At 36.5% G+C, this 15,544-nt stretch carries 11 protein-coding genes and 1 pseudogene; 2 read left to right on the top strand and 10 right to left on the bottom strand.

Going from position 1 to position 15,544, the window contains the following annotated elements; all coding sequences use genetic code 11:
• Window positions 1-30: 30 nt before the first annotated feature.
• From AB4140_RS15270 to AB4140_RS15250, 5 genes are all read right to left on the bottom strand, one after another.
• Window positions 31-942: a bile acid:sodium symporter family protein gene (locus AB4140_RS15270; protein WP_102439300.1), complete on the bottom strand. Its 912-nt coding sequence runs from the start codon at window positions 940-942 to the stop codon at window positions 31-33.
• A gap of 60 nt (window positions 943-1,002) precedes the next feature.
• Entirely contained in the window at window positions 1,003-2,133 is a 1,131-nt protein-coding gene (locus tag AB4140_RS15265; protein WP_372001574.1) for a DUF2855 family protein, read from the bottom strand.
• 21 nt (window positions 2,134-2,154) lie between these two features.
• Window positions 2,155-3,120: an alpha/beta fold hydrolase gene (locus AB4140_RS15260; protein ID WP_372001572.1), complete on the bottom strand. Its 966-nt coding sequence runs from the start codon at window positions 3,118-3,120 to the stop codon at window positions 2,155-2,157.
• 36 nt (window positions 3,121-3,156) lie between these two features.
• Window positions 3,157-3,819, bottom strand: coding sequence for a nitroreductase (locus AB4140_RS15255; RefSeq protein WP_102439297.1), 663 nt, complete (start codon window positions 3,817-3,819; stop codon window positions 3,157-3,159).
• Window positions 3,820-3,926: 107 nt separating this feature from the next.
• Window positions 3,927-6,374, bottom strand: coding sequence for a TonB-dependent receptor (locus tag AB4140_RS15250; protein WP_372001570.1), 2,448 nt, complete (start codon window positions 6,372-6,374; stop codon window positions 3,927-3,929).
• A gap of 537 nt (window positions 6,375-6,911) precedes the next feature.
• On the opposite strand from AB4140_RS15250, the gene AB4140_RS15245 reads away from it, so the two are divergent.
• Window positions 6,912-8,708, top strand: coding sequence for an acyl-CoA dehydrogenase C-terminal domain-containing protein (locus AB4140_RS15245; protein ID WP_372001568.1), 1,797 nt, complete (start codon window positions 6,912-6,914; stop codon window positions 8,706-8,708).
• Window positions 8,709-8,770: 62 nt separating this feature from the next.
• Here the strand turns inward: AB4140_RS15245 and AB4140_RS15240 are convergent, their stop codons facing one another.
• Window positions 8,771-9,673 (bottom strand): LysR family transcriptional regulator, encoded by a 903-nt coding sequence (locus AB4140_RS15240; RefSeq protein WP_372001566.1) that lies wholly within the window; start codon window positions 9,671-9,673, stop codon window positions 8,771-8,773.
• 129 nt (window positions 9,674-9,802) lie between these two features.
• Here AB4140_RS15240 and AB4140_RS15235 point away from each other — a divergent pair, with 129 nt between their 5' ends.
• Window positions 9,803-10,255 carry a PACE efflux transporter gene (locus tag AB4140_RS15235; protein ID WP_102439293.1) on the top strand — a complete coding sequence of 151 codons (453 nt, stop codon included), beginning with the start codon at window positions 9,803-9,805 and terminating at the stop codon, window positions 10,253-10,255.
• A gap of 122 nt (window positions 10,256-10,377) precedes the next feature.
• Here the strand turns inward: AB4140_RS15235 and AB4140_RS15230 are convergent.
• From AB4140_RS15230 to AB4140_RS15215, 4 genes and pseudogenes are all read right to left on the bottom strand, one after another.
• Window positions 10,378-10,668 (bottom strand): annotated as a pseudogene (locus AB4140_RS15230) (NADH oxidase); the annotation flags it as partial.
• 140 nt (window positions 10,669-10,808) lie between these two features.
• Window positions 10,809-13,121, bottom strand: coding sequence for a response regulator (locus AB4140_RS15225; protein ID WP_372001564.1), 2,313 nt, complete (start codon window positions 13,119-13,121; stop codon window positions 10,809-10,811).
• Window positions 13,111-14,127: a cytochrome-c peroxidase gene (locus AB4140_RS15220; protein ID WP_102439291.1), complete on the bottom strand. Its 1,017-nt coding sequence runs from the start codon at window positions 14,125-14,127 to the stop codon at window positions 13,111-13,113. Before AB4140_RS15220 ends, AB4140_RS15225 begins: the two co-directional genes overlap by 11 nt.
• 1,205 nt (window positions 14,128-15,332) lie before the next feature.
• A partial coding sequence (locus AB4140_RS15215; RefSeq protein ID WP_372001562.1) for a hypothetical protein occupies window positions 15,333-15,544 on the bottom strand: 212 nt, incomplete at its 5' end.

Raw genomic sequence — 15,544 nt, 5'->3', positions numbered from 1 at the left:
TCTTCCGTGTTGTTAATTTTTTAAAGGGCTTCATTTCGCGATATCTAACTGCACTTTCGGTTTATCGGCGCGATTAAACTTTGAATTAAATATTCTGACGAGTACACCTGCAGTAAATAGCATGGTTAACGTATAAATAGCAGGTGTAAATGACATTTTATAATTGGCCAATAAGGTCAGCGCCATGAACATGGATAAAGTACTATTTTGTAAACCTACTTCGATGGTAATTGAAGTGCGCTGAGCAAGGTTTAAACCAAGCCACTTACTTGAATAGTAGCCCAGCGCCATGGTTGAAATATTGAGCAATATTGAAACTGGCCCTGCAGCGATAAGGGCTGATACCACAATGTCTTTTTGAATGTATGTCAAAAAGATAATTAATAAGGTTAAAAATAAAATACCAAATTTAGACACATGAACTTGTGTACTGTCAGCTAATTTGGGGGCAAATCGCTTTATTAACATCCCGATGCCAATAGGCAATATTGTCAGCTTCATTAAACTTATCATGGTGGTAATAATCGGTAATGAGAACTCAGTACCTTTACCCATAAAATGCTCAAGCGATAAGTTAAGTATCACTGGAATGGTAAATACCGTTATGATGCTGGCTATTGCTGTCATCGAAACTGACAGCGCGACATCTCCTTTGGCTAAATGGGTAAACATATTCGAAGTCGTACCACCTGGACATAGTACTAACAGCATGACGCCTACGGCATATTCTGGTTCTAAAGGCATGACACTTGCCAATACAAACCCTATAAGCGGCAAAAGTATGAGTTGATTAACCAAACCGATAGATACAGCTTTAGGGTACTTTACCACTCGCTTAAAATCTTTAGGAATAAGAGAAAGCCCCATTCCCATCATGATTAAAAATATACAAATTGGAATCACTTTTGTGTTTACAAATTTGACTAATTCAATACTTTCCATACGAACCTCAGGTTTAACAGATCTTGCTGCTGGCCAATTTAAATGAATTGATATTATTAATTACCAAGAAACAATTTGACCCACAGATGCATCGGCTTTACCTGCTAATACTTGTTGGTAAATGGCATCTAATTCAGTAACGTTATGAGTTGTGTTGATGGTTATGTTCACACGGCAAAACTCAATGTAACGCAGTAATGCTAAATTCATCTGGTTCATCATTTCGGTGGCACCATATTCTGCAGCACGTTTTTTAAGCTGGTTTGGTGCAAAAAAGAACTCTGGTTTTGCGCCCGGCAAGCTAGCAACGTTAAAACCATCCGAGATATCAATATCTTGGTGATGAGTTGCCCCTATTCGACACGAATAACGCAGTGAGTCTGCAAAGTGGTAATGTATTGCTGAAAGTGTTGATTGACCGCCAGCCATATCAACTAAAATTGATGTGACACCGCTGTCGAGTGATGCTATTTGTTGGTAGCTGACAACTTGATCATAACAAGCTAATGACTCAACAAATTTACGATTAGATTCAGAGGTGATACCAATAGCAGGGCGTTCGCCTCTGTCTTTAATTGAGAAGGCCAGGGCAATGCTGGTTTTACTTGATGCACTGGTGATGAGGTATTGAGCTGCGTCAAAGTAATTATTATCAAACATAAAGTCATCAACTAACCATGAAGTGGTAAATAAACCTCGAAGTAAAATATCAAATTCTTCGTTATTTATCTGATAATAAGGATTAGTATTAACCCGATCAAAGCGACTGTAAACAGGTGAAAGACCTTCTCGGCATGGATTTATATCAGAAAATCCCGTTGTAGCGATATTGCCAGCAATAACGGTTAAATGAGTCGCCATTGGCATAAATCCCCAAAGCCTTTCTCCCACTTTAATATGTTGGCAATTTGAAGCAATAACATCTGCATAGCCCATTACTGGGAGTCGCCCCCATTGGGCTTGCTCAGTGCTATTTGCCGTTGGGAAAAATCGCCAATAACCTAAAGCATCTCCGGTGACGCCGTAACTAATGTTGTTTGCTGTAAGAGCAAATTTATCTACTTTCAGCAGTAATTCATTTTCAGCTAAAGGCTGTTCAATATTAAGTGGTACTACTCGGGTTTGGATTAAATTTGATTTTGAAACTTCAAAAACAAATGCATTGTGGGTTAACGTTTGTGATTGGGTCATAACAAGCCTTTATTTTTGTGATTATGTATTAATAAAATGATTAATGACGTGGTTTATCTCTGCAGGTCTTTCGTGTTGTAACCAGTGACTGCAATTTTTGAAACGCACTATGGTGCAATCCGGAACGTATTGGTTAATATCGGTAAGATTCTCATTAACAAAGGCTTGGTCTCGTTCACCCCATAAAATAAGCGTTGGAAGGTTAATACGTATATTGGGTATTTTTATTGTCGCGGTGTCTTTAATTGGACTCAATTGACCCGAGTCTTCACTTTTTGACGAGCAGTTATTTTGTTGTTTTAGCGCTGAATGATTAGTGTTTTCTTTTGCCGTTAATTGCGGCATTGCACGGTAATATTGCAGCATGCCATTAATGCCGCCTTGTTGACTCCAAACCTGACGGTACTCAGCTTTGGTTTTATTACTAAATGTACTTTTATAAGCACTTACCATGATGTTCTCAGCTAGGTATTGATAATTATTTTGCTGTAATAAATGCTCTGCATTTTGACTAATTAAGTCATGAATATAGGTACTCTTTTGGCGTTGTAGTGGGTTGTTAACCATTTCTCGGGTGAAGGTACTTGGATGCGCGGCATTCAAAATAATCAGTTTACATATTAGTTGTGGATGAAAGGCTGCAAGGGGCCAAGCGATGGCGCCGCCCCAATCATGGGCAACTAAAATCACTGCGCTATTTGGGCTAATGTGTTTAATAAACTTTGAAAAGAAAGCGATTAAATTGGGGACAGAGTAAAAATCAACTTCAGTAGGTTTATCACTTAAGTTGTACCCAGGTAAATCAGGCGCTATAACCCGATAATTTTCAGCGAAATAACTTAATTGCTTACGCCAAACGCCCCAATATTCAGGAAAACCATGAAGGAAAATGATCGTTGGCTTTGCTTCTGTGCCTGATACAAGATTCGATTCAACATAGTGAATGTTGGTCTGATCTATTAACGCAAACTTATGCTCCAACTGCATGTTGATTCTCTTTTAATGTCATATATAAAAAGGCATTTATTCGAAAAAACTGACTGCATTATCGATTAACTCTCTGTCTGTTCTGGTTTTATTTACAGGATTAGTGTCATCAGCAAAGCCAAAAGACATGCCAAATAAGATGCCGCGTTCCTCAGGTAGGTTTAATGCTTCTCGCACAGGATCAGGAAATTGACCTAAGGCACCTTGCATACAATTTGATATGCCATGCTGAGCAAGAACTAATGAAAGTGTTTGCGCGTAAATACCTAAATCTACTGCACCCATAATGTCTAAATATTTATCCATGGTAAAAAATACCGCATGGGGAGCATCAAAGAATTGCCAGTTACGCAGCATTGCCATTTGACGCGCTTTCTTATCTTCTCTGGCTATGCCTAATTCGGTGTAAAGCGCATTTGCTGATCCAAACTGACGCTCGCGGTGTACGCCACTGTATTGTGCCGTCCAGTTAAAGTCTGGGTTTGGCTTGGCGCCGCTCATTAATAATTCCATGAATTGATGTTGTAATTTGTGTTTTGTTTTTCCCGACACCACACAGGCTTGCCAAGGTTGAACATTACAATTGGAAGGGGATAATTGCACCGTTTCAAAAATGTGTTTTAAGGTTTCTTGTGGTACAGGCTTATTCAAAAACGCACGTGCTGAATAGCGTTGTTTTAAAATCGTTTCAATAGGCATTTGCTTACTCTTTACTTAGTATAAAAATGTAGAGTGTTATTAATTGCGTTAAAGGTTAAAGCCAACAGCGACAATGTAAGTCATTGTCACTATTGGCTTTCTCTTAACTAAAACTCATAGGAAATGTTAGCACCGAAAGTACGAGGTTGATTTGGGTAGCCATTAAAACTACCTGCTTGAATCGGAGGCGGGAATGCTGACAATAAGTATTCGTCGTTGGTTAAATTACGTACCCAAAGCTGTAGATTGATACCATTGCCAAAGGCTAATCCGGTGCTGGCATTAACGGTATTAACTTCGCGAGTTAATGAATCAGGCACGTTTTCAGCTAATTTAGTGTCACTTTCATATAAGTAATCAACTCTAGCGTAGCCATATATGTCCTCACCGATTTCATAATTATAAGCAAGTCCTGCTGTCAGGCTTAAATCAGAGATACCAGCTGGTTTTTCACCGGATAAATCCACAGGCCCGTCTAGACCTGATGCGCCAACAAAGGAATCATAAACAGGGTCAAGGTAAGTCCCAGCAAAGGTGATTGACCAATCACTGTTTAAATTATATTTGGAGTCAAATTCAATCCCTTGAGTACTTTGCTTACCTGCATTAGCTAGCACAAATCCAGTACCGATAAAGATAGATGATTGAAATCCTTCAATAGTTTGATCAAAAAATGTGGCATTAAAAGCGCCATTTTCAAAACGTGTTTTAATACCAAGCTCGTAAACGGTAGCTTCTTCAGGAGAGGCATAACGTCCGCCATAAGCTTGGTTAGGTTGCGAAATACCGGCAGTTTCTAATGCCTCTTGATCTGATGCAAAAGGGCTACTATAACGGGACAAATTCCATGACGTCGCTTTAAAGCCTGTTGCAGCTGTGGCAAATATATTGACGTTATTGTTGATTTCGTAGGCTAGGCGAAATGACCAGGTGGTTTTGCTGTCATCTGTTTTATGGTTTTCTACCACGTTAGGTAATTCCATCATTGGCGGTAAAAATTGTAAGCCTTTCAATACTGGAACTGCAGGAGCTAGTTGGGGGATCGAACCAATGGGCACACCAAACAAGGTAAGATCATTATCTAAATCAATTGCAGAAAATACATCAGTATTAGTTTGTTCTATGGTGATGTCTTTTTGGTCATTAATATAACTGACACCAAAAATAGCCGTTAGCTGTTCAGTGATATGGTAATCAAAGCTTGCGAACAGAGAATAGGCATCATTTTTTTGTTCAAACTCTGAGTTAACGGCTGAGGTGTTTGAAAAAAATGTTCCTGGTTCAAGACCATATACTCCTTCAACACCTGCTAATAACCCTGGGGCACCGCCTGCAGCGGTTAATACATCAAAGTAGTTTCGAATATCATTACCGTAATATAAAGTATCGCCAGTAATAACTTCTTCATGGAACAGATAGGCACCGACCATCCATTCAAAGTCTCGCTCGCCTGTTGAAGTTAAGCGCAACTCTTGAGTGACAGTTTCTATTTCTGTGTGACCACCTTCAGTGAGAATATCTAAAGACGTGTAATCAACATCATTCTTAAATCCTGAATCATTACTGCGATAAGCACTGATTGACGTTAATGCAAAACCATCAAAATCAACGTCAATTTGTAGTGAGGCACCGCCATCTTCGACATTATTGTCAGGGTTTGAATTAAGTGCAGATTGATAAGAAAATGAATCATTTTCGTCGATAACAATGCCACCTAATGCGCGAACGGCAGCAGTAGTAGGACCATTAATTGAATCTTCAACAGCGCAGCAGGCCTCTTGAATTTCGCTATAGTCGGCTATTAAGCGAAATTTAACATCTTCAGTGGGTTCATATAAAGCTTGCCCTCGAATGTTCCAACGGTCGCGGTCATTAACATCTGACAGACCAACAATACTTTCAGCATAACCATCGCGAGCGTTATAACCGCCCGATAAACTCACGGCAAACGTATCAGAGAGCCCATTAGTTATATAGCCTTTAACTATTTGCTGATTGTAATTGCCATAGCCTAATTCAACCATGCCTTCTAAATCATATGAAGGTTCCATGGTAGTTACGCTGATCACACCAGCAGATGCATTTTTACCAAATAAGGTACTTTGGGGGCCACTGAGCACTTCTATTTGTTGAACTCGCGGTAAGTCACCTATTTGCGCCGCTGCGCGGGAGCGGTAGACACCATCAATGAACACACCAACCGATGGCTCAATCCCGGTATTATTGGTGCCATTACCAAATCCACGAATTGAGAAGTTAGTATTGGTAGAGCGCTGTAATGGCGTAACCCGTAAAGTGGGCACCAATGTTTGTAGATCGTTCATATCAAGCGTATTTGACTGTTTAATTGCAGCGCCGTCCACTACGGTTACCGCCACTGGTGACTCTTGCAGGCTTTTAACACGTTTAGAGGCTGTGACATAGATGACTTCGATATCATCTTTTTCTTCTGAGTTGGTGTTTACTTCTTCAGCAATAGCCGATGAATTAAGTACCCCACAAACTGCTAATGCTGTTAAAGAGTGCTTAAAGATTTGTAATTTTTTTACATTCATATTTATCCCCAATAATGACTAATAGTTATTAAGTAACCTTGTCAACAAACTGATTTACTTAAGTTATTTGTGGCACTTAAGTGCTCTATTAATAACCTGTAAACATCTAGTTTTTATTTGCGTTATTCAATAACTGCAAGGGAATAAATTAGAAGCTAACCTAAGCTTCTGAATATAACTAACTACCACTTTTATGAACGTTTAAACGCCAAATCATGCTATGTGGAGTTTCTGTATTTATCCAATCAATTGTTTTAATAGATAACTATTCATGTAAGGAATACAGGCAGGGCTCAGTCTATGTATATGTATATGGTATGGAAATTACATCGAGCAACAAATACCCACTGACCCGATTAACTAAATAGCATAAATCAATACCATATTATTTTTACTAATAGATCGTCATAAGTATTATGCATTTGGATAATAGCTTTAGTTAACTTAGCATCGAATATTCGGAAATGTTATTTGTGTGAATTATCATCCAAATAGTCAGTTACCACCTTAAATAAAATAATTATTTGGAGAATGACAATGCCTGACTACAAAGCGCCCATACGCGATTTTAAATTTGTGATGCAAGAGTTACTTGGCTGTGAAAGCCATTACCAAGGTCTTGGTTATGAAGATGCAAGTATAGATATGATTGATGCCATCATTGCTGAGGCGGCTAAATTAACTGAACAAGTCGTGGCACCATTAAACCAAATTGGCGACCAACAAGGTTGTACTTGGACTGACGGAAACGTCACAACTCCTGATGGCTTTAAAGATGCCTATAAACAGTATGTAGAAGGTGGATGGCCAACGTTATCGCAATCACCTGAGTATGGTGGGCAAGGCTTACCGCATTCATTAAATATGAACATTGCCGAGATGTTTTCTAGTGCGAATCATAGTTTTGCCATGTATCCAGGCTTAAGTCATGGCGCTTTGGCAACGATTGAAGCCCACGGCAGTGAAACCCAAAAGCAGCAGTTTATGCCAAAACTTGTTGAAGGAACATGGACTGGCACCATGTGTTTAACTGAACCACATTGCGGCACTGATTTAGGCATGTTGCGCACCAAAGCTGAGCTTAACGAAGATGGCACCTATTCGTTGTCAGGGACAAAAATCTTTATCTCTGCAGGTGAACATGATTTATCAGATAATATTGTTCATATTGTTATTGCGCGTATACCTGGCGCACCAGAAGGTAATAAGGGCATTTCGTTATTTATCGTGCCTAAGTTTAATGTAAACGAAGATGGCAGTATTTCAGATCGTAATGGCGTGAGCTGCGGTTCTATCGAACATAAAATGGGTATCAATGGTAATGCCACCTGCGTGATTAATTTCGATGCTGCTACTGGCCACTTAATTGGCGAACCAAACCGTGGACTTAAGTGCATGTTTACCTTTATGAATGCAGCCAGAATAGGTGTTGCAAGCGAAGGGGTTGCTGCTGCAGAAGCTTCATTTCAAGGTGCTTTAGCCTATGCCAAAGACCGTCTACAAATGCGATCAATTAGCGGAGTGAAAAATCCACAAGGACCAGCTGATCCTATTATTGTGCATCCAGATGTACGAAGAATGCTATTAACTCAAAAATCAATTGCTGAAGGTGGTCGCGCTTTATTATCTTATTTAGCCCAACTAGTTGATATTGTCCATGCAGAAAAAAATGAAGCAGTAAAAGCTGAAACTGAAACTAAATTGGCTTTATTAACCCCAATTGCAAAAGCATTTTTGTCTGAACTTGGTTTTGAAGCGACCAGTCATGGAGTACAAATATTTGGTGGTCATGGATTTATAAAAGAGTGGGGCATGGAGCAACTCATGCGAGACACTAAAATTAGCTGTTTATATGAAGGTACAACCGGTATTCAAGCACTGGATTTATTGGCGCGAAAAATAATAGGTACCCAAGGTGAAATATCAAAACCATTTTCAAAAGATGTGACGCTATTTTGCCAACAAAATATGGACGATCAAGCTATGGCTGAGTTTATCCAACCCATCATGGCATACGCTAAAGAGTGGCATGAACTTACTGTTACTATTGGTGCTAAAGCAACAAAGAACCCTGATGAAATAGGCGGGGCTTCAGTAGATTACTTGATGTTTGCTGGCTACGTTACATTAGCCTTTTTCTGGGCAAGAATGGCAAAAGTGGCTCAAGAAAAGTTAAAGACTGATACATCTGAAAAAGCATTTTACCAAGCGAAAATAAAAACCGCACAGTTCTTTATCCAGCGTATGTTGCCAAGAGCTAAAGGTCATGCCGCCTGTATTCAGAACGGTGTAGATTCGATGATGGCATTAGATAGCAAAGATTTTGTTTTCTAAACTTTGAGACCTTATTCATATAACCCGCAAAGTAGGTTTTGCGGGTTATGTGTTTTACAAGGCTAATCAGCCATTTCCCAATGAGCATCCTCAAAACTAAGTTGCTGCAATAAAGCAATTAAACTGCTTAGTACTGGCCCTGATTGATGTTGCCGAGAAACTAAGCAACCAACAGGCGTTATCCAGCCTTTGTATTCATGTGCTACTGGTAAACAAACAATATCATCTGATTGAATTTGTTTAACTAATAATGCTGGCACATTTGCCCAACCAACGCCTTGCTGCACTAGTTCAATTAATGTTTGGTGTGTATTGGCATACCAAAGCATTGAGCTAATACCATAACTAAACCACAGTTCATTTTGTTTAAAACTACGATGCACACATTGACGATAGCGCTTTAAATCGGCTCCTTGAACAATATCAAGATTAGCCAAGTGGTGATCTTTTGATGAAATGGTAAAAAACCTCGCTTGACCCAACAGGAAAAAATCCATATCAACTTTTAGTTCACCATCAGCATATATGATACCTAGTTGCACTTTCCCTATTCGAATCCATTCTTCTATATCAAATGAAGAGGCAGTGATAATTTCGACATTTGTAATAGGGAATTTGTCGGCCAATGAGGCTAAAACGGATAACAGTTTACGGTCAACAAGACTTTCATCTATCGCTATCACTAACTCGTGTTCATCCTTGTTCGTCAAGGACTCCACTTTTTGATCAAAATACTGCTGTTGATGCAATATTGATTGGGCTACAGGTAGTAAAGCTGCACCGTTTGCCGTTAATACAGGGATGTTTTTTTCACGGTTAAACAACTCTTGGTTAACCGATATTTCCAGGTTAGCAATAGCCTGACTTACGCCAGATTGTGCTCTTTTTAATTTTCGCGCGGCCGCGGAAAAGGAACCCGTTTCACACACAGTTACAAAGACTTTTAATTGCTCAAAACTATACATAATCTGACCACGAATAAATTAATTACCACAAGGTATCACGAAAGCTGATGGCTGTTAACTTTGTTTAGCGGTTTTAAAAGTCATAATAGCGACTTGTTTTATTCAGTAATGCTTGTTGGAGCGATAGTTATGGGTACATTAGAAAGGGTTTTTCACTCGGTTTTGTTTGAAGTTTTAGCAGTATCAATGTCAATTGCAGGATTGGCTTTATTTACAGATCATGAGGTTAGTTCATTATCAGGAACTATGATAACAATCGCTTCAATTGCCATGGTTTGGAACTATATTTTTAATATGGCATTTGACCGAATAGTTAAGGGTGAAAAAGAAAAAAGAACCTTTTCAACACGTATTATTCATGTTGGTTTGTTTGAAGCTGGGTTATTATTCTTCACGATTCCAGTGATGGCTTATATCCTCAAGATCAGCTTATGGGATGCTTTTATTCTTGATTTAGGGGTTACCATTTTTATTACCATTTATGCATTTGTTTTCAACTTAAGTTACGATCATTTGAGAGCATTTTACTTAAAAAATAAAGCAGCTAAAAAGGCATCGTTAGCTCATTCTATATCTTCATAAAGTATGAAATTTAGTTAAATAATTATGCTTAAATTACTGTTTAACTGCCATAAGACGGTAAAAAAGCAGATACCCTAATCAGTATCTGCTTTTACTTATCTACAAAATAATCTACTTAAATATTACTGTCTTTGAGGTGTAATTAAGTACTTTTCACCAGTCACTTGCTTAGCATAACCAGCTATCGATTTTAAATTCAAAACCTCAGCTAATGTCACTTCATGTGTGTAGTGACTTGCAAATGTTGTAGTAATTTCATCAGCGACACGTTTACGCATAGCGACGACAGTTTCTGTGCCGAGTTTACCCAGTGCATTAAATAATAAAAATCCATTAACACCCCAAGCAAAACCGAAGTTACGGTTAAGCGTAATAGGTCCACGGTTTAATGCGCCATAAATGTAAATATTTTTAAGTTTATTGAAATTTATAGCTGTTTCAGCAAACGTTCCAATTGAATCTGTATAGTGGTTAAGAATCTCAAATGAAGTTACATAGGACGAATACTTAATGATAAAATCTGCCTAAGCATGTAACCAATATCAGTCGTTCATTACATCAAACAATAAAAATCGGATAATACCTCTCGTATTTTTTCAATTTCATAAGGTTTCCCTAAATGACCATTCATGCCTATTTTTTTATAATATTCAATGTCACCTTCTGTGATATTTGCTGTTAAGGCAATAATATTTAAATCATCTGCACTATAGCTTTTACGTAGTTCTATAGTAGCTTCTTTACCATCCATTATTGGCATTTGAATGTCCATTAATACAACACGATAATTTTTCTTCATTATCAATTCGATTGCCGAGCGACCGTTTTCTGCTAAATCAACATGAAAGCCCAATTTTGTTAATAGTTTTTTGGCTATCAACTGATTTATTTTATTATCTTCAACTAGTAAAATACTATTTTTACCTTTAACAAGCTGATTACTTTCACTTTTGTAAGCTTCTGAATTTTCCTTTAAAAACGATAGAGGGGTATCAATGTTACTATTAAGATTAATTGTTTTACTTAATGACAAAAAGGTTAACGGTTTAGCTAAATATAAAATTGTGCTCTCTACTGGTGCATGTTTTTCGATGTATGCTTGACTATAGGCACTGCATATAACTAATGTTTCCGGACAACAATTTTTAGTCTTTATTTCATTAATAAAATCTAATCCAGTTTCGCCATCTAAACTCCAATCAACCAAAGCTATATCGAATCTATTTTGCTGGCAAAGATTAATTGCTTCTTTTACGCTACTTGAAACTTTAACAGTTGAGCCAATAGCTTCTGCCATTTTTTGTATCACATTTTGTGTAACTTTATTATTTTCAAGCAATAATAAATGTTTACTATTCCGCTGTATTAGGTTTAAATTTCCTTTATTTTCATCGACTAATCCTAACGGTAAGGTTATGCGAAATGTTGAGCCATGTGCTAGTTTACTCAAGACATTTATTTCACCATCCATTAAATCGACAAGTAATTTACTAATTGCAAGACCTAATCCTGAACCGCCATATTTTCTCGTAGTCGATTGATCTGCTTGTGAGAATCGTTCGAATAGTTTTGACTGTTGTTCATCTGATAAACCTATTCCAGTATCTTTTATTTCATAAATAATTGTTTGTGACTGCTCATTATCATTCCCCAATGAAGCCTTGAAAATAACATGACCTTCCTCAGTAAATTTTATTGCATTTGATAGCAAGTTTAATAAAATCTGATTCACTCTGACTGGGTCACCCATTATTTCTAATGGTATATCCGGCGATATATCAAAAATCAACTCGATACCTTTGTCTTCCGCTACCATGCCAAGCATCATGATAAGATTATCGATTAATTTATTATGCTCCCAAGGTATATTTTCAATTGTTAACTTACCAGATTCAATTTTAGAAAAGTCTAAAATGTCATTAATTATTACTAACAATGAATCTGCTGAGAACTTAACTTTCTCAAGGTAATTACGTTGTTCTTGATTTAACTCAGTTTGTAATGTCAATTCAACTAAACCGATAACGCCAGTCATTGGCGTTCTAATTTCATGTGACATATTAGCTAAAAATTGTGTTTTGACTTCTACAGCTTTGCGATGTAATTCAGATGTTTCTTCTAAAGCGTATTGATGACGTTTAATAATTATTATAAAGAGGAACAGTAAAGGAAATAAAGAACAAAAAAAGGTAACAATCTGATTGAATTGTATATTTTCAATATCTTTATTTAGTAGGTCTAACTCTTCTATAATCGAGTCAACTACCCTCATATCAATAAGCCTTTGCCGATAATGAGCGGTTAATTCGTAGTTTTCTAATATGAATACACTGTGCAACTTAACTAACTTTAAATATTGATAATTTTCAACTTGGCCATCCTCTGTAATATCTAATAATTTTCTAAGTGAGGATTCATCTTTTTTATTTGGTAAAGTCAATAACGAAAATATTTGTAAACGTATAGCATTTATAATTTGTATAATATTTTTATCATCTACGTTAGGTTTTTGAGCTATTAATCTTAGAGAAGTCTTCATCGTACTGGCTAACTGTATGTAATGTAATGAGTTTTCTTTATACTCGTTTAGTAAGCCATCAAATTTATTATTAAGCCTCACCTTTAATAGTATAGATTCAATTTCAAATTGTATTTGAGCTAGTTTATCATAGTGCTGCTGGTCACTAAAATTTGCATTTAGTAGCTGTACTTTATGCTGAGGTATTAACAGTTCAAGTTGTTGTAAAGGTTTTACTTTTATTTCTTTTTCTTTGTTTTCTTGAATAGAAATAACCCATAAAGTAGAAAACATTGTAAATAAAAACAAGCATGTAATCTCAGGAATATATTTTAAATTAATCATCATAATTTACCTCTATTACTTGAGAGGTAAATGCATGTAATAGTGCCACTATATCGTCAAGCTCTGAATCAGTTAACTGCCTGCCCAACTGAGAGCTAGCCATAATTCGAACTGCTTCTGTTAAGCTTTCAACTGCACCATTATGAAAGTATGGCCCAGTTTCAGTAATATTCCGGAGGCTAGGTACTTTAAAGACATACTTATCTTTATCAAGACCCGTGACTTCAAATTTACCTAAATCTAATGTTAATTTTTTGGGTATTGTATTTATTCTTCCTAATTTCTGAAAAATATTACCGCCTATATTTCTTCCTTGATGGCAAGTACTACAGCCATAATTGATAAAGTAATTTAAACCTCTCTTTTGTTGATCTGTTAAGGCAGTTTTATCTCCTAATAAATACCTATCAATTGGAGCATTCGGTGTAATTAAAGATTCTTCAAAAGTAGTAATTGCTTTGATAATATTTTCAGATGTTATGCCCTCATAGCTTAAGTCTTGAAATGTTTCGCTAAAATAACTATCTTGTTTAAGCTTTTTAATTATCTCAGGCCAAGTAGAACCCATTTCAACCGGGTTATGAATTGGACCTTCGATTTGCTCTCTAAGTGAGGCGGCTCTACCATCCCAAAATTGTCTAAAATTAAATACGGAATTAAGTACGGTGGGGGAGTTACGTACACCTTGCCCATTATTTACTCCAATTGATACAGGAAAACTGTCGTCACCTCCAAAGTCCAATAAGTGGCATGATGAGCAAGAGATTGTATTATTTTTAGATAACAAAGGACTATGAAATAGCGCTTTACCGAGGATTAACCACTGTTTATCAATTTCTAGTCTGCGTGGAATTGGCTGAATAGGGCTATCAACTTTCTCAAAATAGTAGTGAGTTTTTGTATGTGACTTTTCTGCTTTTTTTCCTATCGTTGCCATGTACACAGTTGCAGGAACTACTGAGCAAATCAGAATGCCAGAAATTATCAATATATAATATTTTTTGTACATAACGAGTGTCTTAATCCCTTAAGTATTTAGCTAGAACAAAAAGCTATCACTAACGTTATTATATAATAGTTCAATATTTGAAATATTGTTTGTATACATATCAAAAAAGGTAAATTAATTACTCCAATTCTCATAAATTCTATTACCTATGAGTCCGAAGTGGCACTATACATTTAGCCATAGATATGAGGTTATCAGCCTTTATCTTTTGCTTTTTTTAGTTAAGTCGCTCACTCTATTTTGTACAAAAGGGGTTAGGGGACTTAACAGTTATTGTTTGATTCATTCCACGAAAAGCTAGCTTCTAATATTGTCAATTTCAGTTTGCTTTGACCCAACAGTACGATTGTTTATCTAAATAATAAAAAACCTATAACAAATAGAAATAAAACCAATTAATTACTTTGTACAATATATGATTAGAGATGAGCTTTGATACTGTTATTTAAGGTAATCAAAATCCCAATAGAATTACAGATGGTTAAACGAATGCTGTAATAACTTTAAAAATAAACTAACGAGTATCTTTGTCGCGCTATATAATTTTTATGTACCAGGGAAATGACTCCTGAGAGTCTGTGAGGCTATGTGTTTTGGCAATTTACGCACCTCTGTTTAAATTATACAGGCCAAGTCCTTAGTAAAAGTCGCAGATTTCACGTAGCGTCGCCTAATTATTAAGCATTTTCTTATTCGAGTTAGCTTGTTTAATAATTGTCTTTTTATCTAAATACTAAACTGTTATTTATTATCTATAAATTTCATACACTTAATGTTAACTATAATTAATAGGTAATGATATTCAGTTTATAAAGAACACTAGAAAACATGCTTCATTAACTTTAGTGTCAGTTTTTGTGTAGTAAATCAATACATGTATGCGGAGTTAACAGCTTACTATATGTTTTCAGTTCGATCTGTAGTTATCTTGCTGAGGGCATAGTTATTGGTACAAGGGCAAATAAAAATCTCATTGCGCAGTAAAATCTCGATCTAAGTGGCAGGGCTTGTGTGGTTTTTCATACTAAATGACTTTGGCGTATACTGTAAATCAAAGACTTAGAAAAATTTATGTCATTAAGAATAGCTAAATTCTCAAAATTTCTGACTTTAAGCTCTTTTGTATCAAACATTTTGACTTTAAACGCATTACAGATAGCAATGTAATGCACTGAAATAAAGTGGAAAGTTGGCTTTTTTATTTTTTAATAGTATATAAATTTATAGATATAAAGTAAATGAGGTCGAAGTTTGTTAGCTAGATTTTCCTGCCACAGATTAAAGTCGTCTTGACTAGCAAGTGAAGGTGGAGTTTTGAATATGTCTAATGTTGTTGCTTTTGCCCAGCGTCTAAAAGTTTTGCTGGAAGTTTTTGTAGCCTGTAAAGATTCTAAAAGGAGGGTGTAACAGATTCTGT

The sequence above is a fragment of the Shewanella sp. 10N.286.51.B2 genome (assembly GCF_041469265.1).
Taxonomy (GTDB): domain Bacteria; phylum Pseudomonadota; class Gammaproteobacteria; order Enterobacterales; family Shewanellaceae; genus Shewanella.
Note: the sequence above shows the minus strand (reverse complement) of the source record. Positions and strands in the feature narration are given on the sequence as shown.

What these genes read in the sequence shown, in the direction of transcription:
- AB4140_RS15270 (WP_102439300.1), bottom strand. Translation starts at nt 942, where the DNA reads ATGGAAAGTATTGAATTAGTCAAATTTGTAAACACAAAAGTGATTCCA.
- AB4140_RS15265 (WP_372001574.1), bottom strand. Translation starts at nt 2,133, where the DNA reads ATGACCCAATCACAAACGTTAACCCACAATGCATTTGTTTTTGAAGTT.
- AB4140_RS15260 (WP_372001572.1), bottom strand. Translation starts at nt 3,120, where the DNA reads ATGCAGTTGGAGCATAAGTTTGCGTTAATAGATCAGACCAACATTCAC.
- AB4140_RS15255 (WP_102439297.1), bottom strand. Translation starts at nt 3,819, where the DNA reads ATGCCTATTGAAACGATTTTAAAACAACGCTATTCAGCACGTGCGTTT.
- AB4140_RS15250 (WP_372001570.1), bottom strand. Translation starts at nt 6,374, where the DNA reads ATGAATGTAAAAAAATTACAAATCTTTAAGCACTCTTTAACAGCATTA.
- AB4140_RS15245 (WP_372001568.1), top strand. Translation starts at nt 6,912, where the DNA reads ATGCCTGACTACAAAGCGCCCATACGCGATTTTAAATTTGTGATGCAA.
- AB4140_RS15240 (WP_372001566.1), bottom strand. Translation starts at nt 9,673, where the DNA reads ATGTATAGTTTTGAGCAATTAAAAGTCTTTGTAACTGTGTGTGAAACG.
- AB4140_RS15235 (WP_102439293.1), top strand. Translation starts at nt 9,803, where the DNA reads ATGGGTACATTAGAAAGGGTTTTTCACTCGGTTTTGTTTGAAGTTTTA.
- AB4140_RS15225 (WP_372001564.1), bottom strand. Translation starts at nt 13,121, where the DNA reads ATGATGATTAATTTAAAATATATTCCTGAGATTACATGCTTGTTTTTA.
- AB4140_RS15220 (WP_102439291.1), bottom strand. Translation starts at nt 14,127, where the DNA reads ATGTACAAAAAATATTATATATTGATAATTTCTGGCATTCTGATTTGC.